The sequence below is a fragment of the Pseudomonas sp. GW821-FHT01A09 genome, assembly GCF_058986725.1.
Genome location: NZ_JBYSWB010000024.1, coordinates 54,610 through 72,914 on the forward strand (window position 1 = coordinate 54,610; position 18,305 = coordinate 72,914).

16 protein-coding genes are annotated in these 18,305 nt (G+C 60.9%); 4 read left to right on the top strand and 12 right to left on the bottom strand.

Annotated features, from left to right (window positions below; genetic code table 11):
• Nucleotides 1-9: 9 nt before the first annotated feature.
• The 9 genes from AC3WJP_RS22560 to AC3WJP_RS22600 form a co-directional block, all read right to left on the bottom strand.
• Nucleotides 10-783: a WecB/TagA/CpsF family glycosyltransferase gene (locus AC3WJP_RS22560; RefSeq protein ID WP_493722841.1), complete on the bottom strand. Its 774-nt coding sequence runs from the start codon at nucleotides 781-783 to the stop codon at nucleotides 10-12.
• 147 nt (nucleotides 784-930) lie between these two features.
• Nucleotides 931-1,464, bottom strand: a complete 534-nt coding sequence (locus AC3WJP_RS22565) for a polysaccharide biosynthesis/export family protein (protein ID WP_493722840.1) — start codon at nucleotides 1,462-1,464, stop codon at nucleotides 931-933.
• A 19-nt stretch (nucleotides 1,465-1,483) separates the two neighbouring features.
• Entirely contained in the window at nucleotides 1,484-2,641 is a 1,158-nt protein-coding gene (locus AC3WJP_RS22570) for an outer membrane beta-barrel protein (protein WP_493722839.1), read from the bottom strand.
• Nucleotides 2,642-2,725: 84 nt separating this feature from the next.
• Nucleotides 2,726-3,958, bottom strand: a complete 1,233-nt coding sequence (locus AC3WJP_RS22575; RefSeq protein ID WP_493722838.1) for a lipopolysaccharide biosynthesis protein — start codon at nucleotides 3,956-3,958, stop codon at nucleotides 2,726-2,728.
• 12 nt (nucleotides 3,959-3,970) lie between these two features.
• On the bottom strand, nucleotides 3,971-5,092 hold the full coding sequence (locus tag AC3WJP_RS22580) for an acyltransferase family protein (protein ID WP_493722837.1): 1,122 nt from the start codon (nucleotides 5,090-5,092) through the stop codon (nucleotides 3,971-3,973).
• Complete coding sequence (locus AC3WJP_RS22585) at nucleotides 5,089-6,216, bottom strand: glycosyltransferase family 4 protein (protein ID WP_493722836.1); 1,128 nt, start codon at nucleotides 6,214-6,216, stop codon at nucleotides 5,089-5,091. Before AC3WJP_RS22585 ends, AC3WJP_RS22580 begins: the two co-directional genes overlap by 4 nt.
• Nucleotides 6,213-7,505 (bottom strand): hypothetical protein, encoded by a 1,293-nt coding sequence (locus tag AC3WJP_RS22590; RefSeq protein WP_493722835.1) that lies wholly within the window; start codon nucleotides 7,503-7,505, stop codon nucleotides 6,213-6,215. Before AC3WJP_RS22590 ends, AC3WJP_RS22585 begins: the two co-directional genes overlap by 4 nt.
• Nucleotides 7,506-7,525: 20 nt before the next feature.
• Entirely contained in the window at nucleotides 7,526-9,775 is a 2,250-nt protein-coding gene (locus AC3WJP_RS22595; protein WP_493722834.1) for a GumC family protein, read from the bottom strand.
• Nucleotides 9,776-9,933: 158 nt separating this feature from the next.
• Entirely contained in the window at nucleotides 9,934-10,965 is a 1,032-nt protein-coding gene (locus AC3WJP_RS22600; protein WP_493722833.1) for a glycoside hydrolase family 5 protein, read from the bottom strand.
• 680 nt (nucleotides 10,966-11,645) lie between these two features.
• Here AC3WJP_RS22600 and AC3WJP_RS22605 point away from each other — a divergent pair.
• Nucleotides 11,646-11,915 carry a hypothetical protein gene (locus AC3WJP_RS22605; RefSeq protein ID WP_493722832.1) on the top strand — a complete coding sequence of 90 codons (270 nt, stop codon included), beginning with the start codon at nucleotides 11,646-11,648 and terminating at the stop codon, nucleotides 11,913-11,915.
• A 71-nt stretch (nucleotides 11,916-11,986) separates the two neighbouring features.
• Here the strand turns inward: AC3WJP_RS22605 and AC3WJP_RS22610 are convergent, their stop codons facing one another.
• The 3 genes from AC3WJP_RS22610 to egtB all read right to left on the bottom strand — a co-directional run bounded on the left by AC3WJP_RS22610 (nucleotide 11,987) and on the right by egtB (nucleotide 15,779).
• Nucleotides 11,987-13,117 carry a mechanosensitive ion channel family protein gene (locus AC3WJP_RS22610; RefSeq protein WP_493722831.1) on the bottom strand — a complete coding sequence of 377 codons (1,131 nt, stop codon included), beginning with the start codon at nucleotides 13,115-13,117 and terminating at the stop codon, nucleotides 11,987-11,989.
• A gap of 184 nt (nucleotides 13,118-13,301) precedes the next feature.
• Complete coding sequence (locus AC3WJP_RS22615; protein ID WP_493722830.1) at nucleotides 13,302-13,526, bottom strand: DUF6555 family protein; 225 nt, start codon at nucleotides 13,524-13,526, stop codon at nucleotides 13,302-13,304.
• 87 nt (nucleotides 13,527-13,613) lie between these two features.
• Entirely contained in the window at nucleotides 13,614-15,779 is a 2,166-nt protein-coding gene (gene egtB, locus AC3WJP_RS22620) for an ergothioneine biosynthesis protein EgtB (RefSeq protein ID WP_493722829.1), read from the bottom strand.
• A 344-nt stretch (nucleotides 15,780-16,123) separates the two neighbouring features.
• Between egtB and AC3WJP_RS22625 the strand changes: the two genes are divergently transcribed.
• From AC3WJP_RS22625 to tpx, 3 genes are all read left to right on the top strand, one after another.
• Nucleotides 16,124-17,032 (top strand): DUF72 domain-containing protein, encoded by a 909-nt coding sequence (locus tag AC3WJP_RS22625; RefSeq protein WP_493722828.1) that lies wholly within the window; start codon nucleotides 16,124-16,126, stop codon nucleotides 17,030-17,032.
• A gap of 225 nt (nucleotides 17,033-17,257) precedes the next feature.
• Nucleotides 17,258-17,518, top strand: a complete 261-nt coding sequence (locus AC3WJP_RS22630) for a DUF1652 domain-containing protein (protein WP_493722827.1) — start codon at nucleotides 17,258-17,260, stop codon at nucleotides 17,516-17,518.
• 140 nt (nucleotides 17,519-17,658) lie between these two features.
• Complete coding sequence (gene tpx / locus AC3WJP_RS22635; protein WP_493722826.1) at nucleotides 17,659-18,159, top strand: thiol peroxidase; 501 nt, start codon at nucleotides 17,659-17,661, stop codon at nucleotides 18,157-18,159.
• Nucleotides 18,160-18,305: the final 146 nt, after the last annotated feature.

The window sequence follows — 18,305 nt, forward strand, 5'->3', positions numbered from 1 at the left end:
AAGATGGTTTCAGGGGCGTGACGCGGATGCGCGCGGCGTTTCTTTGTTGCGGTTACGCAGGATGTACAGAAAGAACAGGGGAATGCCGAGGATGTAGCGCTTGAACAAGCGCCGCGGTTCTCGGTAGAGCCGATAGGCCCATTCCAGCCCGAACCGGCGTGCCCATTGCGGAGCGCGTTCAACGCGCCCGGCGGCGAAGTCGACGATCGCGCCACCGCAGATGATCACCGCCGGGATACTCAGCGCGCGCTTGAGGCGCGCCGCTACAGCTTCCTGTTTGGGCATGCCCATCGCCAGCACCACCAGCGCCAGGTGGCCTGGCAGGTAATGCTGTTCGAAGAAGCGCAGATAGGCATCTTCGTCCTGAAACCCGTCCAGCGTATGTACCTCGCTGGTCCCCACCAGTGCCCGAGCGCCCGTGCCGAGCCATGGCTCCTGGGTGCCGAACACGAAATACTGCAGGGGCAGGGTGGCATGGGCCTTGAGGTGGCTGACGACCTGCGGAATGAAGTCGGTGCCGTTGAGGTTGAGCCCTGGGTCCAGACCATTGAGCTTGCAGGCGAGCTTGATGCCGGCCCCGTCGCGCAAGAGGTAGTCCATTTCCAGAAAATATTGTCGAAAGCCTGGTTGTTGCTCGATCAGGTTGTACCCGTGCTGGTTCAGAAACCCGACGATCTGTGCGCGTTCGGGGTTCTGCAAGCGGTGCAGCAACTGCTGGTACGCCTCTTCATCGCACAAATCCAGGCGGCTGAGAATGGCATCTCGGCGAGCGGTGGTCGTCATCGTGTATCCCGGCGATGTGGAGGTTCTGTGGCCCGGTGCGGTGATTTTCGGCAAGGCGCTACCGCCTCACCGAAGAAATAAGGTGCCCGGAGGGTCAAGGGCGCGCGGGCGCCCGGCAAAAAAACGTGGTGCGGTGAACGCCAGGGCTTAGAAGAAGCCTTCATCCACGGTGATGGTGTCGCCAGCGTTGACAGGGGTGTTGAGCGTTGCTTTTTCGGCGGTCCGGGCGCTGTCCGAACCGTGAATGATGGTGATGCGCTTGCTCGAACCTCGTTCGGTCAGGCCGCCCGCGAGGGCGATGGCGCCGTCGACCGTCAAGCCCGGCTTGAAGGCATAGCCGTTAGGGGTCTTGACCTCACCGCCGATGAAGAACGGGCGGTAACTGGCGACGCTGACCGATACCCGTGGGGAGACCAGATAGCCTTGACTCAGGCGAGCGGTCACGTCCTTTTCTACTTCGCTGGTGGTCTTGCCACCGGCTTTCACTTCGCCGATGAAGGGATAGGTGAAGGTCCCGCTGTCGTTGAGTTCGAGTTTGTCGATGCTCAGGTCTTTTTCGCCGTAGACGCTGATGTTGATGGTGTCTCCGGAACCCAGGCGATAAGGCGCGGAATCCGCTTGGGCAACCAAGGGCGAGGAGAGCAGCAGGATGAGGGTGGTGAAGGCGGCGCGAATATTCATGAGGATAGTCCTGAAGTCGTCAAAGGCTGAGTTCTACGCTGAGCAGATAGATGTTGCGGGTAAAACCTTCCAGCTCGGCGGTGGAGTCGTTCTTGATGTGCAGATAACCGAGGCTGACGTTGACCCAGCGGCGCGGGCCGTAGGTGATCTTGCTGCCAAGGATGTTCTGCTTGTCCTCGCGATCGACACCCTCGTACTCGAGATTGGCGTGGGAGTAGTCGACCGAGGTCTTGATGCGTTCGCTCCAGTGGTGCTCCCAACCGAGCTTGGTGGTCACCAAATGGATCGCGCTGGCGCCGTCGTCACCTTCGTCATAGGACTTGTGGGTGTTGAGACTGAAGGTCGAGTAGGTGCGCGGCTTGTAATCGATGCCCACTTCCCAGGTCGGGCTCTTGTCGTTGCGGTCGCTGTCGTTGAAGTCCTTTTGCTCTTCACCGATGCGCACCTTGCCTTTGGTCTTGGCGGTGGCGTCCCATTCCAGGCCGACCAGCGCCGCAGTGCCCACGCTGTTGCGCGGGTTGCCGCTTTGCAGGTAGTCGAAGTCGGTGTAGCGCACCTCGCCCAAGGCGCGGGTCTTGCCGCTGAGGCGGTGGTACCAGGTGCCGATGAAGGCCGTGGTATTGCGCTCCATGTCATCGTTGATGCCGTTGGCGTTCTGGAACCTGCGCTGTTCGTAATCCAGGCCCAGGTCGATCTGGTTCTGCGCGGTGGCGGCGCCGAAGGTGTAGCCGAGGCCGGCGTTCTTGACGGTGTAGCGATCGTTCTCGGTGCGCACCGTGGTGTCGGTGGTCTGCTCGAGCTTCTTGTAGCCCAGGTCGTAGCGCAGGCGGTTGCGCGAATCGAACTCCAGCACGCTGCGAAAGGTGAGCTGGTGATCGGTGTGGTTGGCGCTGGAGTCGTCCCAGTACGTCTGGTCGTTGCCGATGTACTGCAACTGATAACCGGTGTTGCGGGTTTCTGCCTGAAGCAGAAATATCGGCGCCACCGAGGTGATCCACGATGCCTGCTGGTGGTTGGGCAGCGTGCGGAAGTTATCGTCGTAGGACTGGGTCAGGTTCAGCGTCGGGGTGAAATCCAAGCCGCCGATGTCAATGCTGGCCGGCTTGGCCAGCTCGGCATGGGCATTGATCGAGAACGTACTGACGAGGGTGGCGGCCAAGGCGGATCTTTTGATCATTTGTGCAATCCTTTGGGAGGTACAGCAACACAAGGCTGTGCAGTGACGTCTTGTTGTTGTCGGTGTTGTCAGTTCAAGGCCCGTTCAAGCCAACAGTACGTTGGCGATGCGCTGGCGCCACAGGTAGACGGCCAGAGCGGTGATCAGCATGGCGACGGCAACGCCGGGCAAGCCGAACAAAGGCGCGGTAATCAGGGTGAAAAGCGCCGACAGCCCCATCGAAGCCAATGAGATCACGGCGATTTCGCGATCCTTGTGGTAGCCGTACAGAATGTTGCTGGTGCCTTCGGACACCGTGCGCAGCAGAATCGCCGCGAGCATGATGAACAGCACGCTCTTGTGCTCTTCGAACTTGTCGTTGCCCAGGTGCGAGAGCAGAGGTGGCATCAGACACACCAGCACCACCGACATGCCCAGGCACCACATCCAGATCTCGCGCTGCATCGCGCGGCAGGATGAACCGATCGAGGCCTTGTCGCCGCCCTGGATCACCGCAATGATGCGCGGCCCCAGCTGGCTGGTGACACCGAAGAAGATCACGTTGTTGATGGCGTTGGTCAGCGACCAGAAGAACGTATAGACCCCGGTGGCCTCGAGGCCGAGAAAACTGGTGACCAGAAAGCGGTCCAGATACAGCGAGCCGGAACTGCCGATATCGGAGATATAGAAGTTGCGGCCCTTGCGGATCATGTCCCAGGCCTGCTCGCGATCGAAACGCAGCAGTTTCCAAGCTTGCGTGACCAGTGCTGCGGCCCCGCAGATCAGCATCACCACCAGCAGGCTCGCCAGCCAGAACTCGACGATCACTGTAACGCTGCGGTACTGCGGCAGGTACCAGGCCATGGCGATGAACACCAACGGCCACGCACCGGAGCGAATGAACACCAGTATGGCGGCGAACTTGGACTTGAAGCGCGCCACCAGGGCGGCGTTGATGTCGGTGGCCAGGTGTTCCAGAAACAGGGTGATCGCCACCATCAGCAACAGCAGATGGTCCGCCGCCGGGATCAACAGGCTGATGATGAACACCGCCAGGGGCGTCAGCAGCGCATGCAGGATCAGGGTGATGCTGATCCGGGTCGACAGCAGCACCATCGCTTGCGGCCGGCTGACATTGACCAGGCTGCGGCTGCACGGGCCATTGAGGCCCAGGCCGTACAGCGCCGGGATCAGGGTCGCGCCGACGGCGATCAGTCCATACAGGCCGAGGTCCGAGAGGGTCATCTCCTTGGCGATGAACAGCGTCAGGACGAACTTCGACAGCAACCCGGTACCGCGCAGGCCCAGCAGGAACAGACGTTCGATGATTCTTTGCATACCAGCTCCGGCTCAGCGTCGATAACGACTGAGGTAATTGGCTATGGGCTGTTCATAGCCGCGAAATACAAGCAGGCCGACGGCTACCGACAGCAACTCGCACGCCAGGCAGAACACCACCTGGGTAAACAGGTCGTCGGCCGTGGTGAGGCGTTGGAACACCAGGCGGCACAGCGGCAGGCTGAACACATGGGTCAGGTACAGGCTGTATGAGGCATCGCCGATCGCCTGCAGCCATTTCGACTGTATGGCCGGGCGTTGCAACTCCAGAGCGCAGAGGCAGTAGACGATCCAGGTGGCCGGCAGGCCAAAGGCCCAGAGGCGATCTTCGACGGTGAAGCGCAGGTTGAGACCGAGCATCACCACGATACCGGCGGCCAGCATCATGGCCGCTATCGCTGGCCGGGGATACCAGCCGCGCTTGACCATCACCGCGACCAGGGTGCCCAGGTAAAACTCGAAGATGATCGGGTGGCCGAACACCGCCAACGCCGGCGAACCGCTGTTCAAGCTGGCATTGGCCCAGGTCAGCACGCCGAACAGCGCCGGCAACAACAGCAGCCGGGCCGAGGGCTTGGCGAACATGAACAGGCCGAACACCACGTAGAAGAACGCTTCGTAGTTCAGCGTCCATCCCGGCACCAGCAGCGGCGTGAGCAACATGCCGGTGTCGGCGTCACCGAGATAGGCCGGGTTCGGAGCTGGCCAGAACAGCAGCGAGGCGAGCAGGTGATGACCTTCGAGCACGGTGTGCTTGAGCACGTTAGGAGCCACCAGTGCCACTGCGGCGGCGCACAGGGTCAGGCTCCAGTACAGCGGAATGACGCGGATGATGCGTTTACGCATGAAGGTCAGCGGCGTCATCTTGCTGTTGACCGTGGTGATCCACATCAAAAAGCCACTGAGCACGAAAAACAGGTCGACACCGGGTTCGCCCAGCTTGGGCAGCGGCGACTTGATACCCATGGTCTCCAGCTGCACCAGAGCATGAAAGTAGACCACCATCAGCGCCGCGATACCGCGCAGGTATTGCAGGTAGTAGAAGTTGTGTACGGTCTTGGCCACGGCAGCAGCGGGGCGGGCGGCAGGCGCTGCGGTGCCGGCCAGTGCGCTGTCAGGGGTCATGTTGCTCATATCACTCCCTCGCTGGTGCCGTCGATGGCCGATGCCAAGGTATTTTGGTAAACCGCCATGATGTCCTTGGCCACAGCCGGCCAGGAGAACTGTTCGGCGTAGGTCTGCGCTTGTAGCGCTGCGGTGTGCGACCAGCTGTGGGTGAGCAGCAGATAGGCCTGCTCGAACGATTGGGTGTCGTGAGCGAACAAGCGCCCGCAACCGGAGCCGCGGACGAAATCGATAAAGGACGGCGGTTGGTCGGCCAGAAACGGCAGCAAGCCGTACGACATCATTTCCACCACGCCCAGGCCGAAGCCTTCGTATTCCGAAGCGCTGACCGTGTAGCGCGCGCAAGTCAGGTGCTGGCGGATCTGCTCGTCGCTCTGGTCGAGCACCAGTTGCACGCGCTCGCCACAGCCCAGTCGCTCGATGAGCGCGGTCAGGGCCTCGGCATCGCCGGTCTTGGTGCGCCCGATGATCTTCAGCACGCCCATCGGGCAGCTCAACTGCGCGTAGGCTTCGATCAGCCAGGGCAGGCGCTTGTTGGAGCTGAAGCGTCCCAGATAGACCATGTCATGGGTCCGGCTGGTGGCCTCGATCTGGCCGAATTTGCGCAGGCGCGTGCCGTTCTTGATCAGTTGCGTGCGCGGCGCGATCTGCTGGAACAGCGCATGGTCGTTGTCGCTGCAACTGAGGATGGCGTCGGCACCTGACAGGGTGAAGCGGGTGACGCTGCGGAAGAACAGCTGCTTGAGGCGCTGGTTCTTGTTGGTATGGAAGAAGCCACCGTGGGTCGAGACCACCAGCTTGCTGCCAAAGCGTCCCAGGCGCTTCATCAGGGACAGGTAGTCGACGATGAAATCGATGGCATGCACATGGACGATATCGACGCCGTCCAGGGCCTTGAGGTCCAGGCTGCATACCGGGTAGCGCTGCGAACCCTTCCAGGCGAAACGACGCACCGGGATGCCTTTGCAGACTTCGCTGGCGGGCAGGCGTTCATCAGTCTGGAAATCGCTGTCGAGGGTGAATACCTGGACCTCGTGGCCCGCACCGAGCTGCTCGTGCGCGAGGTTTTCCACGTAGTCCTCCAGGCCGCCGACGCTAGGATGAAATTGGCGGACTACATGGATGATATTCATGCTCGGCTCCTTGCTGGCTGTGGCGTTTGGGTGGCGGCCGAGCGCTCTTCAACGAAGCGCTCGGGGCTGGAAATGAAACCCACCAGAAGCCACAGCAATGCTGCGACCTTGATGGAAAAGATGGCCGTCCCGCCAATCAGCAGGTTGACGAAGATGTAGATCGTCAGGCCATAGGCGCAGCGCATCTGCGACGGTGTGCGCTGTGGAATCACGAACGACACCAGCAGCCAGAACAGGATGAAGCCGATGAAGCTGCTGGAGTAGATGACATAGGGGTAGCCGGCGTCCATGAGCACGGCCAGCTGATTGATCTGCAGCCCCAGGTACTCCGGGAAGCCCATGTTGGAAATGATCCTGCCGGTGTGGGAGACCCGGCCGGCGAAGTCGTCGTTGATGTAGTGCGGATACATGGTGTAGATGGTCACGCCGGCGACGATGATCAGCGGCGCGACCAGCACGTTCAGGTAGCGCGGCAGCCGCGGGTAGACGAAGTAGCCGACGATCGACAACACGAACAGGATCGAGGTGGTACGGGTGTTGTTCGACAGGATGATCAACGCCGCCAGGGCCACGTGCACCACGCGCTCGCGCAGGCTCAGGCGTGGCCAGCAGGCCAGCAGGAATACGCACAGGACGGCGGCGAAGTTGGCCAGCGACACCTGTTCCAGAAACAGCGACGAGGTACGCGGCCCGGCGAAGATACCGAACGAGAAACGACCGGCGAAACCCAGGGCGTTGCGGAAGATGCCGGTGTCATCCAGTTCGAACTCGGGCATGCCGCGGGTATTGAGGAAATACACCGCCGGCTTGAAGATCTGCGCATAGGTGAGCAGCGAGGTCATCTCGATCAACATGACCCCGAGCACCAGCACGCTGACCACCAGGAACGTCTTGCGCAAGGTCGCGAACTCGATGTTGCGCCCCAGACACAGAAACAAGGTGATGATCAGTGCATTGCGAAAGGCATCCACGAACAGCACGCCGTTCATGAGGCTGATGGTCATGGCGATGATCAGCGACGCCGCGCAGTACCAGAGGATATTGGCGCAATCCTGCTTGATGCCGTCCCTGGCCAACTTCGCCAGGCAGGCCCCCAGGATCATGATCTCGGTGACCGCGACCAAGCCGAAATTGACTGCGAACACATGGGCGTTGATGAACGCCAGCAAGGCGTTGTAGGTCACCGCCAGCAGTGTCAGTCCGAGCACCCAGCGATCCACGGGCGCTTGGGCTTGTACCTGCTGCACGGCGACCGGTCGGTCGTGGAATCGCAAGGTTGAATCGTTCATGTGCGTACTACCCCAGTGATTCAGATCGTCTTGGCGGAGCTTTTGTCAGGGTTGGGCAGGGCGCTGTAGTCGTAGTAGTCGTAGAAGCCGTCGAAGCGGCCGCCGTTCTGCAAGGACTTCTTGATGTCGACCTGGTTGAGGACCACGCCACGCAGCGGTGCGTTTTCCTGCGCCAGGCGATCAAGGCCTTTTTCCGCCAGACGTGCCGAGGTGGAAGCGGCCTTGATGATGTAGATCACCGAGTCGGCGAAGTACGACAGCACCAGTGCGTCGCTGACCGCGTGGGTCGGCGGGGAGTCGATGATGATAGTGTCGTAGCGCTCCTTGAGGACCTTCAGGGTATTCATGAAAGCGCGCGAAGACAGCATCTCCAGCGGGTTCGACACCTGAGTACCGGCGGCGAGGAAGTCGAAGCCGTCCTTGGTCTGGATGCACGCCTCGATGGACGCTTGACCGTTGACCAGGTCCGTCAGGCCGACGCCGTTGACCGGCGAGCCGAGCATGGCGGCCAGGCTGCGACGGCGCAGGTCGACGTCGACGATCAGGGTCTTTTTCAATTGGCCCATGGCACCGGCGAAGTTGATCGAGAAGGTCGACTTGCCTTCACGAGGAACCGAAGAGGTCACCAGGATGACTTGCTCGGCTTTCTCGATGGTGTTGAGGATCACGCCGGTGCGGATGGTGCGGATGGATTCGCTGAAACGCTGCTCGGTCACATCGCCGAAGAGGATGCCGGGGTGGCGTTTCTTGTTCAGCTTGGTTTTCGGCACGATGCCCAGCACCGGTACGTTGAGGCGGTTTTCGACCTGTTCGATGGTCTTGAAGGTCTTGTTCAGCGCTTCCATGATCAAGGCCAGGGCGCTGCCCAGGATCAAGGTCAGGACCGCGGCCAGGGCGACGATCAGCGGCTTGTTCGGACGCACCGGTACCATCGGCGTGATCGCCGGGTCGACGACGCGAATGCTGGCGCTGCCCAGATCGGACGTCGCCGAGGTTTCGCGCAGACGGGTGGCGAAGGTCTCATAAAGGGCGCGGTCGCCATCGACTTCACGCTGCAGTTCGCGCAGCTTGAATTCCTTGCGGGAGATGTCCTGGATCTGCGACTTGTTGTCGTTGAACGAGGACACCAGCGAACCTTCGTTGGCCTGGGCCAGTTGGTAATTGCGCTGGATGCTGGCGACCACTTGCTCGACCTGCGCCTTGAGGCTGCTTGTCGCGGCAGCGACGTCGGAGTTGGCGGCTTCCATGGCCGGGTGGCGCGGGCCATAGCGGCGCGACAGTTCGTCGGCCTTGCCTTGGGCCTCGGCCTGCTGCGCGCGGAATTTCTGTACCAGCGGGTCGGCCAGAACGGCAGGCAGGCTGACCAGCTTCTCCCAGCCGCCGGCCTGGTTGCTTTGCACCTGACGGTACTGGCTTTCAGCCTCGGCGCGTTGACGACGGGCTTCGATCATTTTTTCGCCGGTGACCGACAGCTGTGCGGCGCTCACGGTGCTGACACCCTGCACGTCGACCAGGTTTTCGGCATCGCGATACTGCTGCAGGCGTTCTTCGGAGTCCTTGAGCTTGGCGCCCAGCTCGCCCAGGCGGCTGTTCATCCAGGCGCTGGCGGTGCCCGACGCGCCGATGGCGGCTTGCAGCTGGCTTTCCATATAGGCATTGGCCAGGGCGTTGGCGGCCTTGGCGGCCATGACCGGATCGGTCATGTCGACTTGAATCTGCACCAATTGGCTCTTGCCGAGCTGCGCGATGTTGACCCGGCTCTGGAATTGGCGAGTGACGTTGTTGGCGACCTGATCCGGGGTCGGCGCCACATCTTCAGCCTTGAGCCAGGAGCCGCCGATGCCGTGGCTCTGCAGCCAGGTGGTGACCTGCTGCTTGATCGACGGGTGCTTGCTCTGATCGAACTCCGGATATTGCGCGAGCCCCAACTGGTCCACGACCTTGTTGGCGGTGGTGCGCGACTTCATCAGTTCGAACTGGCTTTCCAGGTACTGATTCGCTGCGTTGGAGTCACTGGCGGTATTGGGGTCGAAGGACACCACCTTGGCGTTCTTCTCGGTCACCATCAGCGTCGTGGTGGCCTCGAATACCGGCGCCATCTGCAGTGCCACGAAGGCGGTCGCAGCGGCAACCACCACCGTGCAACCGATGATCGGCCATTTTCTGCGCCAGACGGTCGCGGCCAGTTGCATCAGGTCGATATTGCCGGGGGCGCTATCGGCGCGATGGACATTCACAGCAGGGGACATCACGCGAACATTGGTTTGCATAGCTTGGGCTCTCATCAATAGGACAGCTACCCGCACACAGGGGCGGGTACCGACAGGGGCATGGCAGGACGGCGCGAAGGGACGCGGCTTGATTCGATCAGGTCAGGAAACGACGAAGGGCGTTACGGCAGCGCCGGGGCGCTGCTTGAATTGTGGTGTCATTTGCAGCTATTGGCCTGGGTCACATGGGGGCCTACGACGGCCCACTGCGGTTTGTCGACCTTGCCGTCAGGTTCGATCGACAACGCATAGTTGCCCCATAGCGGGCCGGCAGCCCAGTACGCCAGTGGCACGCACTTGGTATGCAGGTAGGTCAGTAACCGATCCATGGCTTGCAGGTAACGAGGGTCGTTGGGAACGCCAAACTCACCCAGCTGCCCGCGGCGATTGTTACGCGCTAGCCACTCGACGAAGGGCTTGACGCGGTTGACGGCCAGGTCCGGGTCGAAGTTGGCTGCAATGGCGGTCTGGTAAGTGCCGCTGGCGTCGACGTCGGCATACATGTGTGCCGAGAACACCAGATTGTTGGCAGGATCCTTGAGCAGCAGCAGATCACCGTTGAGGGTCGGCCAGTTCAGGGCGTTGGACCACGACTTGCCTTCCACATAAATAGCCTTGAGCGGATCGGAGGCGCGAACCCCATTGATGCCGGCCTGAGCGACGGCTGGCCAGTAAGCGTCGGCGTCGCCATAGGGTTCGTTCATCAAGTCATAGCCCACCAGGCCAGGTGTGTCTTTCCAACGATGGGCCACTCGGCGCATGAAGCTCTGGTAGTACGACAGGGGCACGTCGGCGGTACCGATGACCTTCTGGTAGTAGCGACCATAGTTGTGGATGTCGAGAATGACGCCCATGTTGCGCTTGGCTGCCTGGTTGAGGAATTTGTCGATGCTTTGGGCATATTCCGTATTCAACTCTTTATCAGGCACCGGCTGCAGTCGTTCCCACAGCACAGACAGGCGGATGATGCGGATGCCGCGGGTCTGCCAGCGATCCAGATAGTCGCTGGCGGGGAACGCATAGTCGTAACCATTACGCCCGGGCAGCACCCGGTCGTTGAAGCCAGGCCCTGCGACATTCATGTGCACCAATGGCAATCCGTTACCGTAGGGCACGAGTGCATCGGCTTCGACCTCAACTGCTGCCAACAGGCAATGGGAAACAAGCAGAGCTCCGATCAACTTTTTCATCATGGCGTCCTGTGCTGATGTGGCGTAAGGCCCGAATGCGAACGACAAAGGCCGCTGACACAGGGCAGTAAATCCTGAAACAGGCCAGATAGAGAGGTTAGTGGAGCGACAACAGCGGGCAGGGCACACAAGACGAGTGGTGCGCGTCGGGATCAGGCGATCAACCACGCTACCGCCACAAGATTCGTATGAACCTTGTGAATAAAAAATCATTTTTGGGGTGAGGCAGGATGACGAAAGCGTCAATCAACCGTCATTTGTCAATAAGCAATTTGCGGGCCGCAGATTGCGGTAGTGGCGCCAATTTACACGAGTTATATCCCTGTCGCCAATAACTCCTAGAAATATAAGGAGAGATTGTGACTATATCGTGATGAGTTCGACAGTCGGAAGCTCGAATCGTAGTCAATAAAATGTCGATATTTGTCTGTCGCAGTTGAAAACGCCCCCCGATGTTACGACAGGGCGGTTCAGGTGCACCGATTCAGGTCGCACGTGGATGTCAATTTGTCGCAGCACGTCCGTCGCAATACCTTGCATCATGTTCGAAACCGAAAATCAAATCAGTTATCATACAACTGCCACGGGGCTAATGGCCTTTTCATGGCATTTCTCGCGATCGGAAGGTCAGACACGCCTTCATCGCCACCGTTCCATTCAATCGAGGTGAAATTTCAGCCATGGGGCGCATCGTTCTGTTGTACCTGTTTCAATTTGCCAGACGCGTACTGCAAGGCTTCACCGCGCAGCCGCGCGAAGAGTCCTACAGCAGCTATGAAGACAGCGAAGGTCGTCTGTCGAAAACCGCCATCGCTATCATCGCCGGCCTGGCGTTCTACATCGTTGGTGGCTTGTGCTACTACGTCAAAGTGCACTGCTGGGATGAGCTGACCGACGCACAGAAAGGCGTCGTGGTTCAGGCGATGATCGCCAACGATCAAGCTCTGTAAGTCGAAGCAGCAACACGGTTGTACCCGCTACACCCCGTCCAGCGCGTTCGTGCGGACTCCCACAAGAATAATCACACCGGTGGCTGACGTTCGATCTCATGAGTCATATCAGGCTCTTGCGGGTTCGGCCGCGCCGTTTTTGTCGACATTTCGGCACGAAGCTGCGGCAGGCATTCGGGATATTGATGATTGACGAAGGCGATCAGACGCTCGCGCACGTGACAGCGCGCATCGAAGTTCCTGGATGAATCCAGCGAGCTGAGAAGGATGCGTATCTGCATGGTTTTCTCGCTGGTGTCGGTGACCTGCAGCACGAAGACGCGTCCATCGAACAGATGAGGGATCTCGTCGCAGGCGCGCTTGGCCTCTTCACGCAGGGCTTCGAGCGGCATGGAATAGTCGACCCAGAGGAACACCGAGCCGATGATCCTGGCGCTGGCGCGGGTCCAGTTCTGGAAAGGCTTTTCGATGAAGTAGGTGAGCGGTACCACCAGGCGGCGCTCGTCCCAGATCTTGACCACCACGTAGCTGCCGGTGATTTCCTCGATGCGCCCCCATTCGCCTTCGACGATGACCACGTCATCGAGGCGGATGGGCTGGCTGATGGCGATCTGCAGCCCGGCGATCAGGTTGCCCAGCACCGGCTTGGCGGCAAAGCCGGCAGCCAGCCCGGCGAGCCCGGCCGAGGCCAGCAGGCTGGTGCCGATCTGCTGCACGGCCGGGAAGCTCATGAGGATCAGGCCGCTGCCGAACAGGATGACCAGCACGTTGAGGCAGCGCACCAGCACCCGCACCTGGGTCTGGATGCGCCTGGCATTGAGGTTGTCTTCGACTTCCAGCGGGTTGCGCAGGGCGATGGTGTGAGCGACGGCGCGCACGAAGCGCAGGGCGAGCCAGATCACTGCGGCGGTGACCAGCAGGCCGTTGACGTGGCGCACGCTCTTGATTAGCAGCAGATCGTCGTCGGCCGAGGTCCACACCGATTGCAGTGCCAGCAACGGCATCAGCCACAGCGAGGGCTGCTCGGCGTTGTGCAGCAGCTGCTGAGCGAGCAAGAAGGGTTTGGAGAGGCGGCGCAGGACGACCAGGCCGATCCAGCGGATCAATAGAATGACGATGACGGCGACAAGGGCGGCGGCGAGGGTGGCCAGCCAGGGCATGGGCAGTTTATCGAGCCAGCGTTCGGGCAACAGATGATCCATGCGTAGGCAGCTCCGGTGAAAGGGTTCAGTAAGAACCGACCCTGCGCTGGAGCTGGGGTTCCCGGGCTAGACGCATTACTCACCGATGTAGCGAGGGGGCTTGCCCCCGAAAAAGCGTGCAGCCGCGACCAATACCACTGACACACCCTATCGGGGGCAAGCCCCCTCGCTACAGGTATCGGGTTCAGGCTTGGCGCCAGTGCACCTCTTCGATACCGAACTTCTCGGCGATCGGCTTGCTGGTCTTCTTGACCTGCTCGCGGCCGAATTTGCCGATGCGGCCAACGCCCGCGTCACAACTCGCCCAATGCCAGGCTTCGGCGTTGTCCATGTTTGCGGCACGAATCACAAAGGATTTCGGCGCCCCGTGGAGGGTGTAGTCGATGACGAAGAGTTTTGCGCTGTTCATGGTGCTGTGAATCCTCCTTGTGATGCAGTACAGAGTGTGACGTGCTTCAAATAATTCCATTTGATCGCTCGGCGGTTACCCTCCGGCCTAGGCCAGGCAGAACAGCGCTACTTGTGGGTCGTCGCTCAGCCACTGGTGGCTGACTTTCCAGCCGGCCTGGGCGGCCATTGCGGTGAAGGACTGTACGGTGAACTTGTGCGAGTTCTCGGTATGCAGCGATTCGCCAGCCTTGAAGGCGAATGCCTGCCCGGCTGCATGGACGATCTGGTCGCGCTGGCTCACCAGGTGCATCTCGATCCGAGCCAGCTCGGGGTTCCACAGCGCCTTGTGGGCGAAGGTGTCGAGATCGAAGTCGGCGTCCAGCTCGCGGTTCATGCGGGTCAGCAGGTTCTTGTTGAACCGCGCTGTCACTTGCCCGGCATCGTCATAGGCGGCTTCGAGGATGGCGCTGTCCTTGACCATGTCGACACCGATGATGAAGCGTGCGCCGCGGCCCAGCAGGTGGTGGGTCGCGCGCAGGAAGTCTACGGCCTGATCGTGGGTGAAGTTGCCCAGGGTCGAACCCGGGAAGAAGCCCACTCGGGCTCGCTCGCGGGTCACTTCGGGCAGGTGCATGACTTTGCTGAAGTCGCCCACCTGCGGCACGATCTGCAGCTTCGGATAGGCGCTGCGCAGTTGCTCGCTGGCACGCTGCAACGCGTTCGGGCAGATGTCGATCGGCACATAGGCGCCCAGCTGCGGGGTGGCATCGAGCAGCAGTCGAGTCTTCTCGCTGGCGCCGCTGCCGAATTCGATCAAGGCGGCATCGTCCGGGATCAAGGCGGCCATTTGCCCGGCCACGCGGGTCAGCAGTGCTGCTTCGGCGCGGGTCGGATAGTATTCCGGCGCTTCGCAGATGTCCTCGAAGAGCTGCGAGCCGAGGGTGTCGTAGAAATACTTGGGCGACAGGCTCTTCTGTGGCGCCGACAGGCCGACGATAACATCCGCAGCGAACGCTTTGCGCTCCTCACTCTGGCCCTCGGTTTCAGGGCCGTTGCACAGGGCAGGGCGGGTATCCCTGGCGAGGCGCACGGCGCTGAACATCCAGCGCAAGTTGGGGGCGAAGAAGTTGCGATAGGCAGGCCGCGCGTGGTCGGGGCTGGTGACGCTGGCGCCACCGCGCAGCACCATCTGATTGATCATGAACTTGCCGTTGTATTCGCCCACTGCGCTGGCAGCGGGGCGAAAGCCCGGGTAGGCGCTGTAGGCGCTCTGGGTCCACTGCCAGCCGACCGTGTCGATCTGCTCCAGCAGCCCTGCATGGGCCGCGACTTCCCATTCGGCTTCGGTGGGCAGGCGCGCCTCGGCCCAGTGGGCGTAGGCGGCGGCTTCGAAGTAGCTGACATGGGTCACCGGTGCATTCAGGTCCAGTGGGTGCAGGCCGCGCAGGGTGAACTCATGCCATTCATCCCCTTGGCGGTACCAATAGAACGGTGCCTGCCACTCTTGGGCTTGAACCGTCGCCCAGCCTTCGGACAGCCACCAGTTGGCTTGCTGATAACCGCCTGCTTCGATGAATGCCAACCATTGGCCGTTGGTGACCAGGCGATCGCTGATCTCGAAGGGCTCGAGCCAGACCTTGTGACGGGGGCTCTCGTTGTCGAACGAGAAACCTTCGCCGCGATGACCGATATCCTGCAGCCCGCCGTCCAGCGCGCGCCACTTGCCCTTGCGCCCCGGCTTGTCCCGTGGCCACAGCGCATCGTAGGCAGGCTTGAGCGAAGACAGGCTGAACAGATGCAGGGTGTCCATGAGCAGCAACTCCTGGTGCTGCTGCTCGTGAGCCAGGCCGAGCTCGAACAGTTCGCTGGCTTCTTCGTTCAGGGTGGTTTGCAGCAGGTCCTGCATGTGCAGGTCGACATAGGTGCGGTAGGCCAGCACCTGATCGAGCGTCGGCCGGGTCATCATGCCGCGCTGCGGGCGTGGCTGGCGGGGGCCTACGGCCTCGTAATAAGAGTTGAACAGGTAGGCGAAGTGCGCGTCGAACGGGCGGTAATCGGCCACGTTGGGCTGCAGCAGGAAGGTTTCGAAAAACCAGGTGGTATGCGCCAAGTGCCATTTGCCGGGGCTGGCATCGGGCATGGACTGCACGACCAGGTCTTCGGGGCTCAAGGGCGCGATCAATTGTTCGGTGTAGCGACGCACGTGCTGATAGCGTTGGGCCGCATCGCTGTGAGCGAGCGCGGATTTTACACTGTGGGCGATCTGGTTCATCTGTAGCGGCTCCAACGGCTCCGTCGCGGGCGACGATGGGGGACGGTAGGGGACTGCTGTCTGGACATGCACATGGCCGATGGCAGTGATGCGCGGGTTGCCCGGGGTCAGAGCGTTGGCACGACGCCGCACTCTGGCAAAGTCGGGTACCGTTGCGCTGCCCTGCAGCGCTCATGCCTGCAAGCTCCGGATCGAATCTGAAAGATGTGACTGGACTGAGCGTCCGTGGTTCGGATTATTTTCTTGCGCATGGCCGCCGACCGAACCGGGGCTCCAGGGTTTGGGAGTGAACTGGCCGTCTGCAGCCCGGGTCGGACCTTTAATACCCCAAGGCGGAGAAGCGTATGGCCGGCGTGCACATTGGTATTTCAGGTTGGCGCTACGCGCCGTGGCGCAAGGACTTCTATCCCGAAGGCCTGACGCAGAAGAACGAACTGCACTTCGCCTCGCGAGCGGTCAGCAGTATCGAAATCAATGGTTCGTTCTATGCCCTGCAGACTCCCGAGCGATATGCCCAGTGGTACAGCGAAGCGCCCCAGGGCTTTGTCTTCAGCGTCAAGGGGCCGCGTTACATCACCCACACGCGGCGGTTGCGCGAGGTCGAAACGCCGCTGGCGAATTTTTTCGCCTCGGGGGTGTTACAGCTCAAGGAGAAGCTCGGGGCGTTGCTGTGGCAGTTTCCACCGAGCTTCAAATTCGATGCCGAGCGTTTCGAGGCTTTTCTCAAGCTGCTGCCGCACACGTTTGCCCAGGCGCGCCAGTGTGCCGAGGGCTGTGACGAGCGGTTGCGCAAGCCGGGCTATCTGGATATCCCCAAGCGGGGCAGGTTGCGTCACGCGGTGGAGATTCGCCACGCCAGCTTTGCCGTCGCGGAATTTGTCGCCTTGTTGCGAAAGTACGAGGTGGCGCTGGTGATAGCCGACACTGCAGGCAAATGGCCCTACGCGGAAGACCTTACGGCGGATTTCGTCTATATGCGCTTGCATGGCGATGCCGAACTGTACAAAAGCGGCTATTCGAAGGACGCGCTTGAACACTGGCGTTGGCGTATCGAACGCTGGGCGGCGGGCGGGCAGGTCAGCGATGCCGTCACTATCGGTTCGGCAAAGAATGCCAAGCGCCAGTCGCGCGAGGTGTTCTGCTATTTCGACAATGACGTCAAGGTACGCGCGCCCTACGATGCTCGGGCGTTGATCGATCTGTTGCAGCTTGGTGCGCCGCTGGAGGCGACGCCGGGTGAAGCCTTGCGCTGAAGAGCCATGGGGAAACCAGACAAGTGGTCGTCTTGGTTTATCTGCCTGCTGAATCGGTTGTTGATGGGAGCTTGGTCGCCAGGTTGCCTGATCTGGATCAACCCTCGTGCGATTGCCGACGCTGCGGGTGCTGGGGCTTTTGCGGTCCATGGCTGACAGGTATATACCAGAAGACTAGTGCAGGCCCTGCCTGCCGCGTCGAATCACTGCCTGAGGACCGCCATCATGCAAGCGTTAGGTTTATGTCCGTTGGAAATGCGCCAGATCATCGAGTCGGAGTTTCTGCCCCTCAGGTGCGAGTGCCTGGAGGAAGAGGGGAACACCTTGAAGATCATGATTCACAACCCCGATACCGGATTGCTCGACCTGTGTGTCAGCGGGATTACCCATGAGCAGTTCAGCAGCAGTCGTGCGATCCTGCAGCTGGTGGGTCGATTGCATGAACAACTTGATCGCAAGTCGGTGCCGCACGCCAAGGCCAGCTGATCGGCTTTACCGCTGCAAAGGCCCCGCAGGCGCCGACTGTCCGCGCCTGCGTCCCGGGCGGCGATAGTGACCGGCTTTCTTGGTCACGGGAATCGTGGTTAACTTTGCCTCTTTCCCAAACAACCAGAAGGAATCCGTTCATGGCTCAAGTGACGCTTGGTGGCAACCCGATCACCGTTGATGGTCAACTGCCGCAACCGGGTGCTGCGGCACCGGCCTTCACCCTGGTCGCTGGTGATCTGTCCGAAGCGACCCTGGCGACCTTCGCCGGCAAGCGCAAAGTCGTCAATATCTTCCCGAGCGTCGACACGCCGACCTGCGCCACCTCGGTGCGCAGGTTCAACGCTCAAGCCAACGAACTGGCCAACACTGTCGTGCTGTGCGTCTCTGCGGACCTGCCTTTTGCCCAAGCGCGTTTCTGCGGCGCCGAAGGCCTGGAAAACGTCAAGAACCTCTCGACTTTCCGGGCTGCTGACTTCGCCAGCAGCTACGGTGTGGCCATCGCCTCCGGTCCGCTCAAAGGGCTGACCGCGCGCGCCGTGGTGGTACTGGACGAAAACGACAAAGTCCTGCACAGCGAACTGGTGCCCGAAATCAAGCAAGAACCTGATTACGAAGCGGCGCTGGCCGTGCTCAAGTAATTCGCGCGAGCACAGCGACGGCCTGGCCTATTTGCCAGGCCGTTTTTATTTGTGCGACGCCCGTCCGTCCCGTAATGGCCTAGTACTGGCGAGGGAAATCAACCCGCTGACATCTATCGATACGTAAATTGCCAGTAAAGGAGCTT